This is a genomic window from Sphingobacterium sp. Ag1, from assembly GCF_000988325.1.
In the GTDB taxonomy this organism is placed as follows: domain Bacteria; phylum Bacteroidota; class Bacteroidia; order Sphingobacteriales; family Sphingobacteriaceae; genus Sphingobacterium.
The window spans coordinates 1-18,052 of sequence record NZ_LBGU01000021.1; the positions used below are offsets into that span (position 1 = coordinate 1).

16 protein-coding genes and 2 rRNA genes are annotated in these 18,052 nt (G+C 40.6%); 9 read left to right on the top strand and 9 right to left on the bottom strand.

The genetic code is table 11. The features are described from left to right. The 3 genes from AAW12_RS02865 to AAW12_RS02875 form a co-directional block, all read left to right on the top strand. Window positions 1-136 (top strand): 23S ribosomal RNA (locus tag AAW12_RS02865); the annotation flags it as partial. 117 nt (window positions 137-253) lie between these two features. Next, window positions 254-365: ribosomal RNA gene (gene rrf / locus AAW12_RS02870) — 5S ribosomal RNA — on the top strand. Window positions 366-718: 353 nt separating this feature from the next. Continuing rightward, entirely contained in the window at window positions 719-4,585 is a 3,867-nt protein-coding gene (locus tag AAW12_RS02875; protein ID WP_046672111.1) for a TIM-barrel domain-containing protein, read from the top strand. Window positions 4,586-4,662: 77 nt separating this feature from the next. Here AAW12_RS02875 and AAW12_RS02880 read toward each other — a convergent pair whose 3' ends face one another. From AAW12_RS02880 to AAW12_RS02890, 3 genes are all read right to left on the bottom strand, one after another. After that, complete coding sequence (locus tag AAW12_RS02880; protein WP_046672112.1) at window positions 4,663-5,541, bottom strand: pirin family protein; 879 nt, start codon at window positions 5,539-5,541, stop codon at window positions 4,663-4,665. Between the two features lie 130 nt (window positions 5,542-5,671). Continuing rightward, on the bottom strand, window positions 5,672-5,986 hold the full coding sequence (locus AAW12_RS02885; RefSeq protein WP_046672113.1) for a hypothetical protein: 315 nt from the start codon (window positions 5,984-5,986) through the stop codon (window positions 5,672-5,674). 118 nt (window positions 5,987-6,104) lie between these two features. Beyond that, on the bottom strand, window positions 6,105-6,527 hold the full coding sequence (locus AAW12_RS02890; protein WP_197083963.1) for an OsmC family protein: 423 nt from the start codon (window positions 6,525-6,527) through the stop codon (window positions 6,105-6,107). 261 nt (window positions 6,528-6,788) lie between these two features. On the opposite strand from AAW12_RS02890, the gene AAW12_RS02895 reads away from it, so the two are divergent. Both AAW12_RS02895 and AAW12_RS02900 read left to right on the top strand, forming a co-directional pair. Then, entirely contained in the window at window positions 6,789-7,508 is a 720-nt protein-coding gene (locus tag AAW12_RS02895) for an outer membrane beta-barrel protein (protein WP_146753117.1), read from the top strand. Continuing rightward, window positions 7,501-8,079, top strand: coding sequence for a TMEM175 family protein (locus AAW12_RS02900; RefSeq protein ID WP_046672115.1), 579 nt, complete (start codon window positions 7,501-7,503; stop codon window positions 8,077-8,079). The genes AAW12_RS02895 and AAW12_RS02900 overlap by 8 nt, the downstream gene beginning before the upstream one ends. Here AAW12_RS02900 and AAW12_RS02905 read toward each other — a convergent pair. The 3 genes from AAW12_RS02905 to AAW12_RS02915 all read right to left on the bottom strand — a co-directional run bounded on the left by AAW12_RS02905 (window position 8,073) and on the right by AAW12_RS02915 (window position 10,837). Further along, window positions 8,073-8,633 carry an AAA family ATPase gene (locus AAW12_RS02905; protein ID WP_046672116.1) on the bottom strand — a complete coding sequence of 187 codons (561 nt, stop codon included), beginning with the start codon at window positions 8,631-8,633 and terminating at the stop codon, window positions 8,073-8,075. The two genes, AAW12_RS02900 and AAW12_RS02905, sit on opposite strands and share 7 nt — an antisense overlap. Window positions 8,634-8,730: 97 nt before the next feature. Further along, window positions 8,731-9,819 carry a DUF6688 family protein gene (locus tag AAW12_RS02910; RefSeq protein ID WP_053003510.1) on the bottom strand — a complete coding sequence of 363 codons (1,089 nt, stop codon included), beginning with the start codon at window positions 9,817-9,819 and terminating at the stop codon, window positions 8,731-8,733. A 199-nt stretch (window positions 9,820-10,018) separates the two neighbouring features. Continuing rightward, window positions 10,019-10,837, bottom strand: a complete 819-nt coding sequence (locus tag AAW12_RS02915; protein WP_046672118.1) for a hypothetical protein — start codon at window positions 10,835-10,837, stop codon at window positions 10,019-10,021. A gap of 200 nt (window positions 10,838-11,037) precedes the next feature. Between AAW12_RS02915 and AAW12_RS02920 the strand changes: the two genes are divergently transcribed. Beyond that, window positions 11,038-11,571: a hypothetical protein gene (locus tag AAW12_RS02920; protein ID WP_156167523.1), complete on the top strand. Its 534-nt coding sequence runs from the start codon at window positions 11,038-11,040 to the stop codon at window positions 11,569-11,571. 4 nt (window positions 11,572-11,575) lie between these two features. Beyond that, on the top strand, window positions 11,576-12,109 hold the full coding sequence (locus AAW12_RS02925; protein WP_046672120.1) for an STM3941 family protein: 534 nt from the start codon (window positions 11,576-11,578) through the stop codon (window positions 12,107-12,109). A gap of 8 nt (window positions 12,110-12,117) precedes the next feature. On the opposite strand, the gene AAW12_RS02930 is transcribed toward AAW12_RS02925, so the two are convergent. Genes AAW12_RS02930 through AAW12_RS02940 form a run of 3 tightly spaced genes read right to left on the bottom strand, consistent with a single transcriptional unit; the run spans window position 12,118 to window position 14,267 of the window. Beyond that, window positions 12,118-13,359 carry an RNA polymerase sigma factor gene (locus AAW12_RS02930; protein WP_046672121.1) on the bottom strand — a complete coding sequence of 414 codons (1,242 nt, stop codon included), beginning with the start codon at window positions 13,357-13,359 and terminating at the stop codon, window positions 12,118-12,120. Between the two features lie 51 nt (window positions 13,360-13,410). Next, on the bottom strand, window positions 13,411-13,749 hold the full coding sequence (locus AAW12_RS02935) for a YciI family protein (protein ID WP_046672122.1): 339 nt from the start codon (window positions 13,747-13,749) through the stop codon (window positions 13,411-13,413). A 41-nt stretch (window positions 13,750-13,790) separates the two neighbouring features. Beyond that, the gene (locus AAW12_RS02940; RefSeq protein ID WP_046672123.1) at window positions 13,791-14,267 is read right to left on the bottom strand and encodes a carboxymuconolactone decarboxylase family protein; all 477 of its coding nucleotides are present in this window, start codon (window positions 14,265-14,267) and stop codon (window positions 13,791-13,793) included. 224 nt (window positions 14,268-14,491) lie between these two features. Between AAW12_RS02940 and AAW12_RS02945 the strand changes: the two genes are divergently transcribed. Next, a complete protein-coding gene (locus tag AAW12_RS02945) occupies window positions 14,492-15,196 on the top strand; it encodes an MgtC/SapB family protein (RefSeq protein ID WP_046672124.1) in 705 nt (234 codons plus the stop codon). Window positions 15,197-15,287: 91 nt separating this feature from the next. Then, window positions 15,288-17,987 (top strand): magnesium-translocating P-type ATPase, encoded by a 2,700-nt coding sequence (mgtA, locus tag AAW12_RS02950; RefSeq protein WP_156167525.1) that lies wholly within the window; start codon window positions 15,288-15,290, stop codon window positions 17,985-17,987. Window positions 17,988-18,052 lie beyond the last annotated feature (65 nt).

An 18,052-nucleotide genomic window follows, 5' to 3' on the forward strand; every position in this document is an offset into this window, starting at 1 on the left:
AGCATCTAAGTGCGAAACTAGCCACGAGATGAGACTTCCTTATAGGGTCGTAGAAGATGACTACGTTGATAGGCCATAGGTGTAAAGGTTGAGAGACCAAAGCCAAGTGGTACTAATAGCCCGAAGCTTTCTCAAGCAGATAACACTGTTGTCTTCCTCTTTAATTTTTAGAAACAAAAAAGAAACGAAACTCTTTCAATATCTATGTCAGTTGGCCTGATGCTCCTAAAAGGAAGCAGACCAATAAAGATTTTTAGGTGCCTATATCGGCGGTGTCTACCTCTTCCCATTCCGAACAGAGCAGTCAAGCCCGCCAGAGCCGATGGTATTGCCGTAACAGGTGGGAGAGTAGGTCGGTGCCTTTTTTTACACGGAAGCCCTTGCTGGAAACAGTCAAGGGCTTCTTTCGTTTAGGTAACCCCCGTACTTCCCTGTACAATGCTATTGCATATCTTCCGTACCCCCGACCGGCCCTGCCCCACAGTGGTATGGTGCACCACTATTAGCCATCCCTCCAGTTTTATGTGGCATTTATCATCATGGTCATTTCATAAGCCACATGAAAGTAAACATTCGATATTTGGTGAATAGCCTACAATAGCTCGGTTAGCCTGCAACATTATTATTGGACAATCGTTTGCATTCCTGAAACTCTTTTTTACTTCAATTTACTATTGTATTATTGTTAAGTTAATTTAATGCATTATAAATCATACGCATGAAGGTATCTTTTTGGAGCACAAAAGCACAAGTCAGTTTACTGATGGGATTGGCTTCTCCTTTTATTTTTCAACCCACTCGAGTTGAGGCTAAAGTAAGTACGATCAATTATTACAATACAATAGGTCGCGATCAAGTTAATCGTATTATCGCGATTCAAAAAATTAATCCGACTACAGTTGAGATTGTATACGATAATGGCCAACGTCTGACTTTAGATTTCTACGGTAATCATATTTTTAGGATGTTTCAGGATGTTCATGGTGGTATTATTCGTGACCCCGAAGCTAAACCCGATGCAAAAATATTGGTAGAGCAACCTCGGAAAACTGTCGCTGAGCTCGAAGTAAAGGATGAGGGTAATAAGGTCAGCATCTCCACCAACGATATTCTTTTTTCAATGGATAAACAGACTTCACAGTTTAGTATCCTTAATCGTAAAACCAATAAGATTGTAGTTGAAAGCTTAAAGCCGGTCGTTTTTGAGGACAAACAAGTAAGCCTTGAATTAAAGGAAAATGCGGATGAGTACTTTTTTGGTGGTGGCGTTCAAAATGGGCGTTTTTCACATAAGGGAAAAGTAATTGCTATCGAAAATCAGAACAGCTGGACCGATGGCGGTGTTGCCTCTCCAACCCCTTATTACTGGTCAACCAAAGGGTATGGTTTTATGTGGCATACTTTTAAGAAGGGAAGTTACGCCTTTGGAGCCAAAACCGCTGGCACAGTCAAATTGGCCCACGATACGGATTATCTGGATGTCTTTTTTATGGTTGGTGACGGTATTGTGCCTTTGCTCAACGATTTCTACCAATTGACGGGTAACCCAATTCTTCTACCAAAATTTGGTTTGTACGAAGGACATCTTAATGCTTATAACCGCGATTTTTGGAAAGAAGATGAAAAGGGAATTCTTTTTGAAGATGGCAAACGCTATAAAGAAAGCCAAAAGGACAATGGCGGAATCAAAGAATCGCTGAATGGCGAGAAAAACAATTATCAATTTTCGGCTCGCGCAGTCATAGACCGTTATAAAGCCCATGACATGCCTTTGGGTTGGATTCTTCCCAATGATGGTTACGGTGCTGGATATGGTCAAACGGCATCTTTAGATGGAAATATCCAAAACCTGAAAGAGTTTGGCGATTATGCGCGTAAGAATGGTGTGGAAATCGGTTTATGGACACAGTCTGATCTCCATCCCAAAGACAGCATCAGTGCATTACTGCAACGTGATATAGTAAAAGAGGTACGGGATGCAGGTGTGAGAGTCCTAAAGACGGATGTGGCCTGGGTGGGCCCAGGATACTCCTTTGGTCTCAACGGGGTAGCTGATGTAGGGCATACCATGCCTTACTATGGCAACGACGCTCGTCCATTTATTATTTCATTGGATGGTTGGGCAGGTACGCAGCGCTATGCGGGTATCTGGTCGGGTGACCAAACTGGAGGTGTATGGGAGTATATTCGATTCCACATACCAACATATATCGGCTCGGGACTTTCGGGTCAGCCCAATATTACCTCTGATATGGACGGGATCTTTGGTGGTAAAAACTTCAAGGTCAATATCCGTGATTTTCAATGGAAGACTTGGACACCCATGGAACTCAATATGGATGGCTGGGGCTCGAACGAGAAATACCCACATGCTTTGGGCGAGCCGGCTACTTCGATCAATCGTCTATATTTGAAATTGAAATCTCAATTGGTTCCCTATAGCTATAGTGTGGCAAAACAAGCGGTAGATGGACTGCCCATCATTCGCGCGATGTTTTTAGAGCAAGCAAATGCTTATACGCTTGGAAAGGCAACGCAATACCAGTACCTATATGGTCCAAATTTCCTGGTGGCACCGATTTATCAGGAAACACATGTGGATGAGAAGGGAAATGATATTCGCAATGGTATTTACCTGCCGGATGGTGAATGGATTGATTATTTTACGGGTGAAAAATACCAGGGTGGCCGTATCATCAATAACTTTGATGTGCCTATTTGGAAGCTGCCTGTTTTCGTGAAAAATGGAGCCATTATTCCAGTGACAAACCCGAATAATAATGTGCTGGAAATCAAAAAGGATCAACGTATTTATGAGGTGTATCCTTATGGGAATTCCAATTTCCTGGAATATGATGATGATGGAAAAACCGAGGCTTATCGGTATGGTAAGGGAGTAACTACATCCCTAACTTCGCAGTTAAACAATAATAAAGTTGTTTTTACGATTGCTCCAACACAGGGCGAATTTGACGGATTTGAAAAAATGAAGTCTACCGAAATTCGTTTCAACGTTAGCAAAGCACCTAAGAAATTGACTGTAAAGGTCAATGGAAAAAATAATAAACTTAAAGAAGTGAACAGCTTAGACGCGTTCAATACTTCTGAAAACGTATATTTCTACGATGCACAGCCAAACCTGAATCAGTTTGCAACCAAGGGATCTGAATTTGAAAAAGTACCTTTGGTGAAAAATCCGATGTTGCTGGTACGACTAGCGAAACAGGATGTCTCATCGACTGCAATAGAAGTACAATTGGAGGGTTTCGAATATGCTCCTGTTGACAACTATCTGGCTCAGACCGGTGCTTTGACTTCGCCCAAAGCTGTTATCACAGATCAACATACACAAGCATATACCTTAACCCCAACCTGGGAAAAGGTTGCAAATGCTGATTATTATGAAATTGAATTCAATCATCTGATCTATTCGACCATCAAAGACAGTCAATTGCTATTCGAAGGATTGGCCGCGGAAACTGATTACCAGTTTAAAATTAGAGCTGTCAATAAATCTGGTGTTTCAGATTGGAGTACATTTGCAGCAAAGACAAAGGCAAATCCATTGGAATTTGCCATCGAAGGAATCAAAGCAGAGACTTCTGTGGATAACCAAGGCGGAAATGGTATCAATAAATTGTTCAATTATGATGAGGGGGATATGTGGCATACAAAATGGGGACAGGCAGCTGTTCCGTTTGATATGACCTTAGATCTAAAATCTGTTAATCAATTGGATAAGTTTGAGTATCTTCCAAGAACCGATGGCGGAAACGGCATCATTTTAAAAGGAAAAGTATTCTATAGCAACGATAAGGATACCTGGACGGAAGCTGGTAGTTTTGATTGGAAACGTGATGGCGAAATGAAACGTTTTGATTTTGGAACCCATCCGGTGGCCCGATTTATCAAAATTTCAGTTTCTGAAGCTGTTGGAGGTTTTGGTTCAGGAAGAGAATTATATGTGTTTAAAGTGCCAGGATCGTCAAGCTACCTACCAGGCGATATTAATAATGACCGATTGATCGATCATAATGATTTGACATCTTATATTAACTATACGGGATTGCGATTGGGTGATGGAGATTTTGAAGGTTATGTCAGCAATGGTGATGTCAATAAGAATAATTTGATTGACGCTTATGATATTTCCAATGTCGCTGTTGTTATCGAAGGTGGTGCAAAACCAGCAAAGGAAGAAAAAGTAGCTGGTAAACTAAAATTGGTTCCCTCAAAAACAAGCTTGAAGTCGGGAGACACCGTAGAGATCAGTATTAGCGGGGAGAATCTTAAAGCTGTCAATGCGCTTAGTTTTGCTCTTCCGTACAATCAGGGCGATTTTGAATATGTCGGTATTGAACCTGTACACCTGAAAGAGATGAACAATTATAGTAACGATCGTCTTCACACCAATGGAAGTAAAGCGCTGTATGCTACTTTTGTTAATCTTGGCAATAAAGAGACCTTGAATGGGTCTGAAGTTTTATTTAAGATTAAATTGAAAGCAAAACGCAATGTCAACTTCAATCTGAAAGCGATAGATGGTATTTTGGTTGATAAAAAGCTGAATTCCGTTACTTTCTAAAAATAATAAATAGCCTTAACAAAAAGGGGAGCCTCATAGGCTCCCCTTTTTGTTAATTGACGTCTAAGTGTATAAAATTAGTCCAATATCATACTGAGGTCCATCAGTAGGATTTCAGTATCTGCTGAGGTGACTTTCAGGTTAATTTCAGCGACATCCCAGATTCCAAAACCATCCCTGCTCTCCAATTCTTGTCCTTCGACGGTAACACTGCCTTTTATTACAAAAACATATACACCGTTTCCGGCCTTTTTGATCTGGTATTTTGTCTGGACGTCCTTGTCAAAATGCCCCATAGAAAACCAGGCATCCTGATGGATCCATACCCCCTCGTCTTCTGGATTGGGCGAAAGAATTTGTTGGAATTTATTCTGTCTTTGTGCGATATCTAATGTAATTTGATCGTAGCGCGGGCTCACATTCCGTTGATTAGGGTACACCCAAATCTGAAGAAACTTCACCACCTGATCGGTGTTTTTATTATATTCACTGTGTATGATGCCCGTTCCGGCACTCATGACCTGAATATCTCCTTTCCGGATAATGGCTTTGTTACCCATGCTGTCTTCGTGTTGCAAATCACCTTCCAAAGGAATACTGATGATTTCCATATTATCGTGCGGGTGTTTGCCAAAACCTCTTCCTTCAGCCACCATATCATCATTTAGTACCCGCAATACACCAAAGTGCATGCGTTCCGGGTCGTGATAATTGGCGAAGCTAAACGTATGATTGCTTTCTAACCAGCCATGATTTGCATGACCGCGTGTAGCTGCTTTATGGAGGACGCTATGGTTTTCCAATTTGTCTGAATTATAATTTACATCTTCGGCATCCAGCGTTTCAAGCGGTTCTATCTCGTCAATATCATTCTTCAAGATATCAGCTGAAGATACTGTTGATGCAAATATTCCGGAACCCAAAAGGCCTTTTTTTATAAAGTTCTGTTTGTTCATGATCTTATTATTTAGTATCCAAAATTAGCCTATTAGCCACCAATTTCTATTGATCTAGTTCAATAAAGAAAGGGTTTTAGCGGATTTTAGTTGTTTCTCTAAGAAGCTGTTGCTTGTGGTCTAGGCATTATTAAACGGAACGTAAGTCTGGAAAAAGACTGTAGACTTCATTTTTTAGAAGTCCACTTCCACCGCCATAATGTTTGATCAGACCAATCGGATAAGTGAGCCGTGAAAGGTGATCTGTTATTTCATGCTCTTCCTGAGGAGAGAGTCCCGAACTCAATAATAAAACATCTACAGGATTGTCTATCAGATGTTTCTTACAAGTACCCAAATCCTGTTGTATCGTTGCATTCCAGCTGGGTGTGCTTTCAATGATTCTCTTGAGCGTGAGGAGAATTTCTTCATTTTTACCCAATAGGAGAAAGTTTATGGTTTTCATGATGAATGCTATTTTTAAGTGTATGATTAGTATAATGATACACAAATTCGTTACACGCTAATGTTGATGAGTTGAAGCGCAACTTTTGTTTATCATTCGCTATCGTGATGCTTCCTTCTTAAGGATTTGCACGAATTACTGTATTAACAATGGCATTACCCTTTAAAATTTTTGAAATGGGGCATTCTTCGGCAATTTGTTGAAGTCGTTCTCGGGTATCCTCCGCTAAGATTTGTCCAAAAGCGATCTCGCGATCAAAATACGTAACCACCTGTCCTTTTTCAATCTTGAGATACATATTTGAACTGACAGAAATTTCTGGAATATCAAGTCCTTTTTTATCGATGTACATGCGTAGCGTAGCTAATGTACAAGATACAAGCGATGAAATCAGAAGGGTGTAGGGGTCAGGCCCAAGATCTCTTCCGCCAAGTTTTTCAGGTTCATCCGTAATAAATTCACCATTCCTCCAGTGGATGCTGGTCTTATATTTCTGCTCGGCAATATGACCGATGACAGGGTTTTCCAATATATATTTCATACGGATCATTCTTTTGTTTGTAATACAACAAAAATAAGCCTGAATTGATTCATTTTCATTGATGTAGTTCAATAAATATAGTCATTCTGTCTTATGATGTTTTTTTTTATAGCCGATCAAGCGGATGGATTTCAGCTGATGAATAAACATTGCCGTTTCAGAAAAAATAAGGATTGGAGTAAGTTGAATCACATAAATTTTCTTACTTTTAACAATCGAACACGCTCATTTTTTTAAGGATTTTAATTTAATATTTCGGTTATGATGAAGAGATTTTTACTTGTCGGACTTTTTGCTGGTATAACCCATTTTATGGCTTTCTCGCAATCGCACGAACTACGAGTGGGTATTACTTCCGGTGTGTCCAACTTTACGGGATCGGGAGCCGAAGCGAAGAGTATGTTGAATGGATCTACGCAGCAGGACTATTATACCAATAATCCTTATGGAAAAAAATATGGAATCAATATCGGTGGTGCTTTAAACTACCGGTATGTTTTTGCCAACAACCTGATATTAGGTTTGGAGGGCGCCTATGAACGATTGCAGACAAAGATTGATTTGGAAGGCAACGAGTTTATGAATGGAAGCCGTGGTCAAACCCGTCTCAATCAACAATTTATCAATTTTAATCCTTTTGTTGGCTATCGTGTCTTTTTTGAACCGATGACAATGGATATACAGCTGGGTATGGATATTGCCAAAACGTTAAGCATTAAAGAAAATGGTAGCATTGAAGATAAGCAGGGTAATAAAACAAGTTTTGATCGTGACCGCGGCAAGATTATAGATTTGGATCTACGCCCTCGATTGCAGTTTAATGTAAATTATGATCGTTATACCGTATTTGCTGGATATTCATGGGGACTGAAGGATTACAACAGCGGGATGCTTGGCGCTGATCCCGGTACCGCACGATTAAATGTATTCCGCTTGGGTTTACAATATCAGTTATTAACCCCACTATTTAAAAATGACTAAGGGTCGAATAGAAGCATTCAGTGATGGCGTTCTAGCCATCATTATAACGATTATGGTACTTGAATTAAAAGTACCTGAAGGGGTTACTTTTGCAAGCCTCAAGCCTTTATTGCCCAAAATCATCTCTTATATCGTAAGTTTTATGTATGTGGGACTCTATTGGAACAACCACCATCACCTCTTTCAAATCGTTCGCAAAGTAAACGGCAAAGTACTTTGGAGCAATCTCCATTTATTGTTTTGGCTATCCTTAATGCCGGTTACCACCAATTGGATAGGTGAATCCCATTTTGGTCGAGATCCGATTATTGCTTACGGTGTTGTGTTGATTATGTGTTCTATTGCCTACCATATCGTGGAGTATTTTGTGATCCAGATTGAGGGCGAAGATTCTGCATTGAAAAAAGCGGTCAAATCGAAAACAAAAGAAAATATTTCTACCGCACTGTATTTTCTGGGAATAGGTCTGTCTTTTATCAATCCGTATATCAGTTTAGTGCTATACGGAACGGTTGCTATCATGTGGATTATTCCCGACCGCCGTATTGAGAAAGAAATGCGGAATCAATAGTTTTGCTGATCCAGGACTTTCAGAATGAACTGCGCGCGATCAAATACGGTTGTTTTTGGAACCTCAATAGTTTCATAACCCAGTTTTGTATAGGTCTCTTTCATTATCTTGAAGGTATTTTCGGCCTCTTGCCAAGTTTGTTTCCGCTCGTTGTCATTCGCATAGATCTCTGCCCAAGGTGGTAAGATGAATACCTTTTTATGATAACGTTTCAATCTTGCTTGTCGCAGGCAATCTTCCCCGATTGCAAGACTTTCCATGGCAATATATGCTAATGTATCTGGAATCCCGCGGTCAAAAAACACATAGCGGGTTTGATCTTTACGCAACTGTTCCGAATAACCGCTGCAAGACGCCGCTAGCATGAGCTCGGCATAATGACGCTTATTCTTCCAGGGGAGGCCGTCGCCATTCATTTCCATTTGTTCTCGGATAATCCGCCGGGCATCCTCCGGTACAACACTAAATCCCAGTTGTTGTAATTCCTTTAATAGCGTTGTTTTACCGACACCAGGTCCTCCTGTCAGGACAATAAATTGAGCTGTTTGATCCATAATGTTTAAAAGGTAATAAGTTAGCAGATCATAAGTCCCAAGTTAGTCCAAACTTGGTTTCTCTGCCGAAAAAGGGCATTGCTGTTTTCAGAAAAGATCAGCTGTATTGCTTGGCAATTTTTTTTTCGGGTTCCACGTAGCACATATACAGGAAAAAAAGAAAAAAATATTCAAGGGGTTTCATCAGGACATAGGTCATATTTGATGCCCTAACAGAATTTATTTTGATCGAGATATTAAACCCATATTTATCATAGCAATATCTAACATAGCGGTGTAATACTGGCGATAGATCGCTTAATATTTCTTCGAATGCATTGGCAATTTGGAGTTGTCTATTGACGATAATGGTGTTACCATGTCTTTTGCCTAATCTCAATGGTTTTACAAGGGCGGGATCTCCTTTGGCTGCAACTGTACAGAGGTAATGTCCCTGATGATCCAAGATGGGAGGGTGCATTTTTTGTGAAAAAGCCCAAGTGGTTGTTTCTGTGAAAACTTTCACCATTGAATCCCGATCCTGCCCCAATAGGATGAGGATAATTGTTAGTAAAAGAAAGACCGGAACAAGTAAAATAAGCGCCCATGTGGGGTAATTTAGCTTTGCCGAAAGTAGGTTATTGATCTTGTTGAGCGTGGCGTTGGCATAGCTTCTTGTCGAGGCGTAACCCCGTTCTTCAACGATGATTTTACGGATTAATCCTACACCCATGATCAAGCAGCATATTGGTGTGAAAATAAAGTATAGGGTTCCCTCGTTGCCAACATACATATCCAATGTGGACGTATCGTGGTGACTGACCTGAACGAGTACAAACACACTGATCATACTGCCTATCATTAACATAATCAGCATTAGAACAAGAGGAATAGGGGGGATTTTCCGTCCTTTGAGCCAAATCGCTATTGCTGAAATATTAAATGTTAGGAAATAAAACAGAAGCGATAAAATGTGTTTTCCACCGAAGGGAATATAGCAATCACCATCTACAGGATCTACGGCTTGATTATATTGACTTGAGTGGAATAATAGCCCTACTCCGGTTATCATTAACGAAATCAGGTAACCGATGATGATCGCATACTCAACAATTGTTATTTTCCGCTGTTGTTTTTTGACAACAGAACGAAGCAGATATAAAATTCCGAAAAGCGTAAGAATAATAAGAAGAAAAATGAAGATCATAATGGGATGAGCAGTTATAATTCTAAGACGAATATCGTCAAATCATTTTGTTTAATTCAGATGCAAAGCAGTCTTTTTTTTGCAGTCTATGTGTATAGTGGCTTGAAACCAATATTATTGAAGTGTTTAATAGGTTGGAATTCAAGATTTCTTCAACAGTATATCGTTATAGGGCCGAATGTCTAGCAATTATCAGTGTTTAACCTTTGCCGAATAACCGGCTCCAAAAGCTCTTTTTTTTACTGCTTTGCGAACTATCTGTTGTGTCAAAATGTTTAGGGTCGGCATGGATTGTTTCTGTTTTGACATTTGGTAAGATCTCATTTTCAGGAATTCCATGACGATGTTCTATTTCCTGGATCTGTTTTAATGCCGTTGTCTGATATAAAAGTGGGCCTTCTTTGTCGCAGTTAAAGAGGTTGGAGTAACTTTTTGATTCATTCAGATCAAAAGGTTGTGGTTCGACAACTTCTGTTGCTTCCAAAAGACCAAGGTTACGATCTTTGGCATATTGCAGAGCATTGAGGAAAACAGCAATACGGTTATCAGAAAATAGCGTATCTAGTTCAGCCTTGATCGTTGGATTATTATGGTAGTCTACCAACAATTGCGCAACTTTTTCTGCTGGGATAAAGACACCCGAACAATAGTTTTCTACAAGCCTGTTTTCGATATTATTGGTCAGAAATTCATGTTGTACAAATTCATTCCACTGTTTGTAATAGCCGGATAAATGGTCATTTTTGGAGAAGGATAGGGCTCCACCGCGCACATAAAAGTATTTTTCGAAAAAACCTTGGACAACAGCAATGAAAAATCCATGGGTTTTGTCAAAATAATCATTTTTGTCGGTTTCCCGACCCGCATTTAAGGTGTCTTGGTACTTGGTTTTATAGAAGTCTTCTAGTTGGTGAACTGCAGAAACTTCCTCAATCTTTTCAGGATTTTTGAGCAAGTCAAAATACCAAGTTTCTATCTGCTGTTCTGAGATGGGGTGGTAACTAATATCATAACCCATAATGACTGTTTTTAATCGCTTATGTTGTAATTGCTAATATATTAAAAATTAACATTTTGTGCAATATGAATTGCTCGGCTATCGTGCTTTTTTCGCCTAAACAGACAGGTTGATGACAATTTTATACAGCGATATGGTGGGACAACATGTTTGCCTATTTCATGATAATTAATTACTTTGGTCACAAACAGAATTTATATATGAAGCACTTACTAGTTATTATTTTTATGTCGGCGAGCTTATTTTTTACAGCCTGTCAATCCCCAAGTCCAGAGACTTTTTTCGGAAAAGTTGTTTTAAACACAAATCTTGTAGCAGATTTTGCCCCTGAACGCTACGGCAAACAGCTCGAGCAGGAGACCGTAGAATTTGCAGATATGCCCTCCAGTAAGAAAGTAGGCGACGAAGCTCAAAAATCTGTCGGAATAAAAATTCAGGTGGTCGAAAAGGCTTTAAAGGATATTAAAGAACTGAATGTTTCTGATGCCGATGCAAAAGCATTGAAAGAGCAGTCTATTGCATTATTTGAAAAAGTGTTGCCTGTTTATAAAAACGAATATACCGCTTATGCAAAGTTATGTGACGGTAAAGGTTCGGCTGAAGAAAAGCAGGCTTTACTCCAGAAGATCGAAAAAAACGATATGCCTTCCATTAACAGTGTGTTTGACAACGTATATGCTTTAGGAAAAGCTTATGCCGAAAAACATAACTTGAACGTTAACTGGGGGAACTAAGCCGATGGAGGAAACAAGCTTATATAGAAATAAACGGAAAACAATTCAGCTGTTGTCAATTTCGGGAGCTCTATGTTTGTTGCTTTTGGTCGTTTTATTGTTCAGTATCGGTTTATTTGATGGAGTATTTAAGGCAAAGCCGACAGTTTTCTCTGCCGGAGCACTGCTGGTACTCTTAATTTTATTGTTTTCCAGCCTACTGAGTCTTCGGGATAAAACGGCGCAAATTGTTTTGAACGATCGCTATTTTCTTGGAAAGACAACACCAGTATCAAAAGCTTTTGGCCGAGGCGACTGGCAGGATGTTAAAAGCATTGATTTACAAAAAGTCGGTGGTGATACCCTGGTCGTTGTAACACTGGGTCATCCTTCTAAATATAAAGAGCGGCTTTCGTCGCTGTTATGGAAAATGGCTTATCAAGAATCCACCCAAGAATTGTGTATTATGTATTCGTCCTCAACGGTTGATTTGGAACCCTCCGAGCTGTATCAGCTTTTTGTTTCTTATTGGAAAAGGGTGAAAGTAATCGATGTCTAGCAAACAAATTAGGTCATTGCAGACTTTATAGCATCAATCTTCTGTTGAATAATCTCTTTTTCCAATGTTATTTTGGCGAGGTTTTTTGCTTTATTGAAGTTTGCGATGGCTTTGTTTTTATCTAGATCCTGATAAAGTTCCCCGAGGAGGACAAAATAAAAGTGGTTGTCTTCTAGTTGTAAGGTTTTTACTTCGGCCAATGCAGCTTTAGCGCCTTTTACTTTATATAGGGCAAATATTCTATTTAATGCAGCTGCGGGGGAATAATTGACGACTAATAAACGGTCATACCACTGCAGGATTTCGGTCCATTTTTCTGGACTGTCTTCCTTTATACAATGGCATTGCGCAATTTTCGCCTCCAGATGATAAGATGTGAGTTCGTCGCCCGATGCCGCATTCTTCAGAAAATAAAGCCCCTGATGGATGAGTTCTTGATTCCAGCGTTCCTCATCCTGTTGCTCATACAAAATGAAATCACCTTCATTGGTCAGCCTTGCCTCGAAGCGGGAAGAATGGAAACAAATCAGCGCAATGAGCGCATTGGTCTTGGGTGTATTGGTTTTTTCATAAGATGAAAGCATAAGCGCAAGGCGTAACGCTTCAATACAGAGCTCCTTTCGTAAAATTTGATTTTGGGTTTTAGAATAATACCCTTCATTAAATAAGAGGTAAATAATATGGAGTACATTATCGAGGCGTTTGATAATTTCTGTTTCGGAAGGCAGTTCGAGTTCGATTTTTTCTGAACGTAGTTTTTCCTTTGCTCTGAATAGGCGCTTATTGATGGTTTCTTTGTTGGAAAGAAATGCTTCGGCAATTTCTTCTATACCAAAACCACAGAGGATTCTAAGGGCAAGACCAATTTGTGCCTCACTGGCAATTGCTGGCGTGCAGATGGCAAACAGCATTTTTAATTGGCTGTCTTTAATATTTTCCTGCGAGAAACTAAACTCGTCAAAGCTCTCCGCTTCTGGCTCCCGCTGCCGTACTGCAGGGATGATTTTATCTGTAAATATTTTATTTCTTCTAAACTGGGCCAAGGTCTTTTGTTTTGCAACCGTGTACAGCCAAGCCGTAGGATTTGCAGGAACGCCTTTGGTCTGCCAGGATTCCGTGGCAACTAAGAACGTTTCGCTGACGATATCTTCCGCTATTTCGATGTACTGGAGGCCAAAACTCTTGCTGATGACAGCGACTATTTTGGTAAATTCTTGCTGGAAAAGCTGTTTTAGAAAATCTGGATCCATAAGTTTAAAATAGGATCGGCTATGTCAGTGTACAGCCGATCCTGTATATGATTAGTTGAGTAGTGCACGTATCTCTACACTTCCGTTAAATTCGAGAATAGGACAGCCATGGGCCAAGGTTGTGGCTTCGTCAAGATCCTCTGCTGCGACGACAATAAAACCGCCGAGTCTCTCCCGAATTTCCACAAAAGGTCCATCCGTAACGATACCGCCCGGCTTTAATACCTTTCCGGCAGGCTCAAGACGGGAGCCATGATCCTTCAGTTTACCTTGCGTATCGATGTCATGGATCCAGTCGAACCACCTTTTGTTCACAGCTTTTGCTTCTTCTTCTGTCAGTTGACTTTGCTCATTGGCCCCCTGACGAAATAATAAGATGAAATCTTTCATTTTTATGGTTTAATTTATCGTATAAATATACGTTTCGTTATTTATGAGGTTGGCTGTACTTTGTGCTGCCCAACTTTGTAGCTTCCTGCTTGTGTGCGGAAGGAAATATTGATCCTATTGTAGGAATTGATTGCTGTAATGGCCAAGGTCAGGTCAATAAGTTCTTCTTCCGAAAATATTGCAGTTGCTTTAGCATAAACCTCGTCCGATACATCGCCATGTGTAATTTTCGTCACGGCTTCGGCCCATTCCAGTGCAGCACGTTCACGTTCGCTATACAGCGGGGCTTCCCGCCAGGCATCCAATAAGAACAATCGTTGTGGTTGATCTCCGGTGGCCAGTAGATCTTTTGAATGCATATCCAGACAATAAGCACAGCCATTGATTTGTGATACACGGAAATAAATAAGATGCAAAAGCTCTTGTTCTATCGAGCACTTGCTCAGATATGCACCTATTCCAAACATCGATTTCATGGCGTTTTGCCCTTTTGCGAAAAAATTAATTCGTTGTTCCATTTTTTTATTGTTTTTAGTGTAACTGATTTACACCACAACAATGCTTGAAGTTAAAGAAATTGGACAGCTTGATCTGTAAATTTTATATTTAAATTGTAAGTGTCTGTATTATAGTTTTTTAATTTAAGTATTTCTCTAATAAAATTCTAATAATTTTCTAAAAGATCTCTAACGAATCATGGTAGCAGGAATGTGGACCTTTGCAGGCAAAGGAGGATAAAGAGATGAGTGTTTTTGAATTTACCATACGATTATTTGCTGCATTGCTTTTGGGCGCTGCCGTGGGCGTGGAGCGCCAATGGCGCCAGAAAAATGCGGGACTTCGGACGAATACCTTAGTTTCGTTGGGAGCAGCAGCTTTTGTGTTACTTTCCATAGAAATTGGCGGTGATGCTACCGGACGGATCGCTTCTTATGTGGTCAGTGGAATTGGTTTTCTTGGCGCTGGTGTAATTATGAAGGACGGTTTGAATGTGCATGGCCTGAACACGGCAGCGACAATTTGGTGTTCGGCGGCAGTAGGCGCACTCTCCGGGCTAGGTTTGTATGCCCAAGCATCTGTCGTTGCGCTGGCTATTATTTTTACACACCTGATCTTTCGTCCAATCGGACAAAAAATGGCCTTCTTGACTTTTAATAAATCGGCAGCATCCCAGACCGAATATCTACTGACCATAGGCTGTGGGATAGACATCGAAAATCATATTCGTGTTTTATTGATGCAGATGCTCAGCAGTAACGAAAAGCTATTGTTGTCTTCCCTTTCGAGTGACGATACCCTGACTACTAACACTGTTGTCATTAGGGCTATTGTTAGAGCCATCGGTCAGCAAGACAGTCTTATCGAACGGATGGCTAGCCGATTGACCATTGAAGAAAGAGTAACAAAAATAAGCTGGGAAATTATTGGTACCGAGTCGGATTTGTAATACAAGTCGGATTTGTAATACGAATTGGATCGGTAATAAGAATGGGGTTTACGGAAATTAACATGAAACGGGCTATAGGGTTATGATTAAAATGAACAATAAAACAACAAGGAATCCATTGCACAATATGATCAGTTCCAATGGAATGAATGTAGGGACTGTGACCAAATTGCAGGGGGTGGCCAGTCAGGATGAAAAACTTGCCTGCGCGATGTTAGAAACGAGCAGAGAAGGGATTACAGATGAAATGGCTGCGGAGCGTCAACAGAAATTTGGTTTAAATGAGGTGAAACATCAAAAGGCCCCAAAGTGGTATGTGCAGCTATTGAAATCTTTTGCTAACCCCTTTATATATATTCTGTTATTGATTGCCACTGTTTCCTTTATTATCGATGTTGGGCTTCCGGAGGTCGGAGAACGGGATTATAAAACAGTTGTTGTGGTGTCCATTATGATTTTGGTCAGTGCACTGCTTCGTTTTGTACAGGAGTATCGAAGTAATGCCGCCGCAGAAAAATTAAAAAGTATGGTGAAAACCACGGCGACAGTATTGCGGAAATTTAAAGGCAAAAGAGAGATTCCTATTGTTGAGCTGGTGCCGGGAGATGTTGTATACCTTTCCGCAGGGGATATGATTCCTGCAGATTGCCGTATTATTCAGAGTAAGGATCTTTTTGTGAGTGAAAGTATGCTGACCGGAGAGGCGCTTCCTGTAGAGAAGAATTATTTGCCGATCCGGGATGCAGGGAATAAATCACCTATTGAACTTTGTAATATTTGTTTTATGGGGACCAATGTCGTTAGTGGATCGGCGACAGCCCTGATTGTAACGACAGGAAGCTACACCTATTTTGGAAGTATCAGCAAATCGATTACGGGCGAACGTCCCGAAACAAGTTTTGATAAGGGGATAAATAAGGTGAGTTTCTTATTGATCCGTTTTATGCTGGTCATGGTTCCGCTGATCTTCTTGATCAATGGGTTGATGAAAGGGAACTGGACGGAAGCACTACTGTTTGCCATTGCTGTTGCTGTAGGTTTAACCCCCGAAATGCTGCCCATGATTGTCACCGCTAACCTGGCAAAGGGTGCTGTCAATATGAGCAAACGTAAAGTCATCGTCAAGCGGCTAAATTCCATCCAAAATATAGGTGCCATGGATATTCTGTGCACGGATAAAACAGGAACATTGACATTGGACAAGATCGTCATGGAAAAACATCTGAACGTCTACGGTGTCGAAGATGACGAGGTACTCAAATGGGCCTATCTCAATAGTTTTCATCAGACTGGCCTGAAGAATCTGATGGATAAGGCTGTGCTGGAACATGTCGAATTGCACGATTACTTGAAAGTGGAGGATCAATATTTGAAAATTGACGAGATTCCATTTGATTTTCAGCGGCGACGGATGTCTGTGGTCCTCAAACAGCATAATGGCAAACACCTATTGATCTGTAAAGGGGCCGTAGAGGAAATGCTTGAGTTATGTACACATGCTTTTGATCCGGGAGATGACCGTAGCCTGCATGTCGAAAATGACCGTACAGTACCGATGGACGATACGATGCGTAAAATTGTATTGAAAACATCAAGAAAGATGAACGAGGAGGGATTACGTGTTTTATTGGTTGCTATCCGAGAATTTGAAGGTAGTCACCCGTTGACCTATGCTGTTGCGGATGAAGCGAAATTGACGTTGACCGGATTTATTGGCTTTTTGGATCCGGCCAAACCATCGTCACAGCCTGCGATTGAAGCCTTGCAGAAATTGGGGATTGCGATTAAAGTACTGACTGGAGACAATGAGATTATTACACGCAAAATCTGTCTGGATGTCGGCATTCCGGTGGATCGGATCGTCAATGGAAATGAATTAGATAGCATCACGGACAGCGAGCTAAATCAATGTGTTGATCGGGTGTCGGTATTTGCGAAATTAAGTCCGCTCCAAAAAGTTCGTGTTGTGAAGGCATTAAGGGAAAAGGGGCATACGGTTGGGTTTATGGGCGATGGCATCAATGACGCAGCGGCACTTAGGGAGGCTGATGTCGGTATCAGCGTGGATACGGCTGTCGATATCACCAAGGAAAGCGCAGATATCATTCTGTTGGAAAAGGACCTTATGGTGCTGCGAAAAGGGGTTATTTACGGGCGTCGAACTTTTGGCAATATCATTAAATATATCAAGATGACGGCGAGCAGCAATTTCGGCAATATGTTCAGTATGCTTGGTGCTAGCGCTTTTCTTCCATTTCTTCCAATGCTGCCCGTGCATCTGCTTATTCAGAATCTACTCTATGATATATCGCAGGTAGCTATTCCCTGGGACAGTATGGATGAGGAATTTATTGTCGAGCCAAAGAAATGGGACGCTGGCAGTGTCTCTAAGTTTATGTTATTTATTGGTCCCATAAGCTCACTGTTTGATTTTGCCACTTTTGCAGTATTGTTTTTCGTGTTCAAGGCCAATACCGTATCGGATCAAACACTCTTTCAGACTGGTTGGTTTGTGGAGGGATTGCTTTCACAAACATTGATTATCCATATGATAAGGACCAAGAAAATACCCTTTATTCAAAGCTGGGCTGCAGCACCGGTTGTGACGTTGACGAGTTTGATGATGATTATCGGTGTTGTTTTGCCGTTTACACCATTTGCTGCTGCTTTAAAAATGGAGGCACTGCCCCTAACTTATTTTCCATGGCTTATCGGTATTTTGATCTGCTATTGTTTATTGACGCAGTGGGTGAAAAATTGGTTTATTCGGAAATTTCATACCTGGTTATAGTTGTAAATTATTGGAGTAAAATGCTGAAATTCATCAACAATAATGTTAATTTTAGGCAAAATACT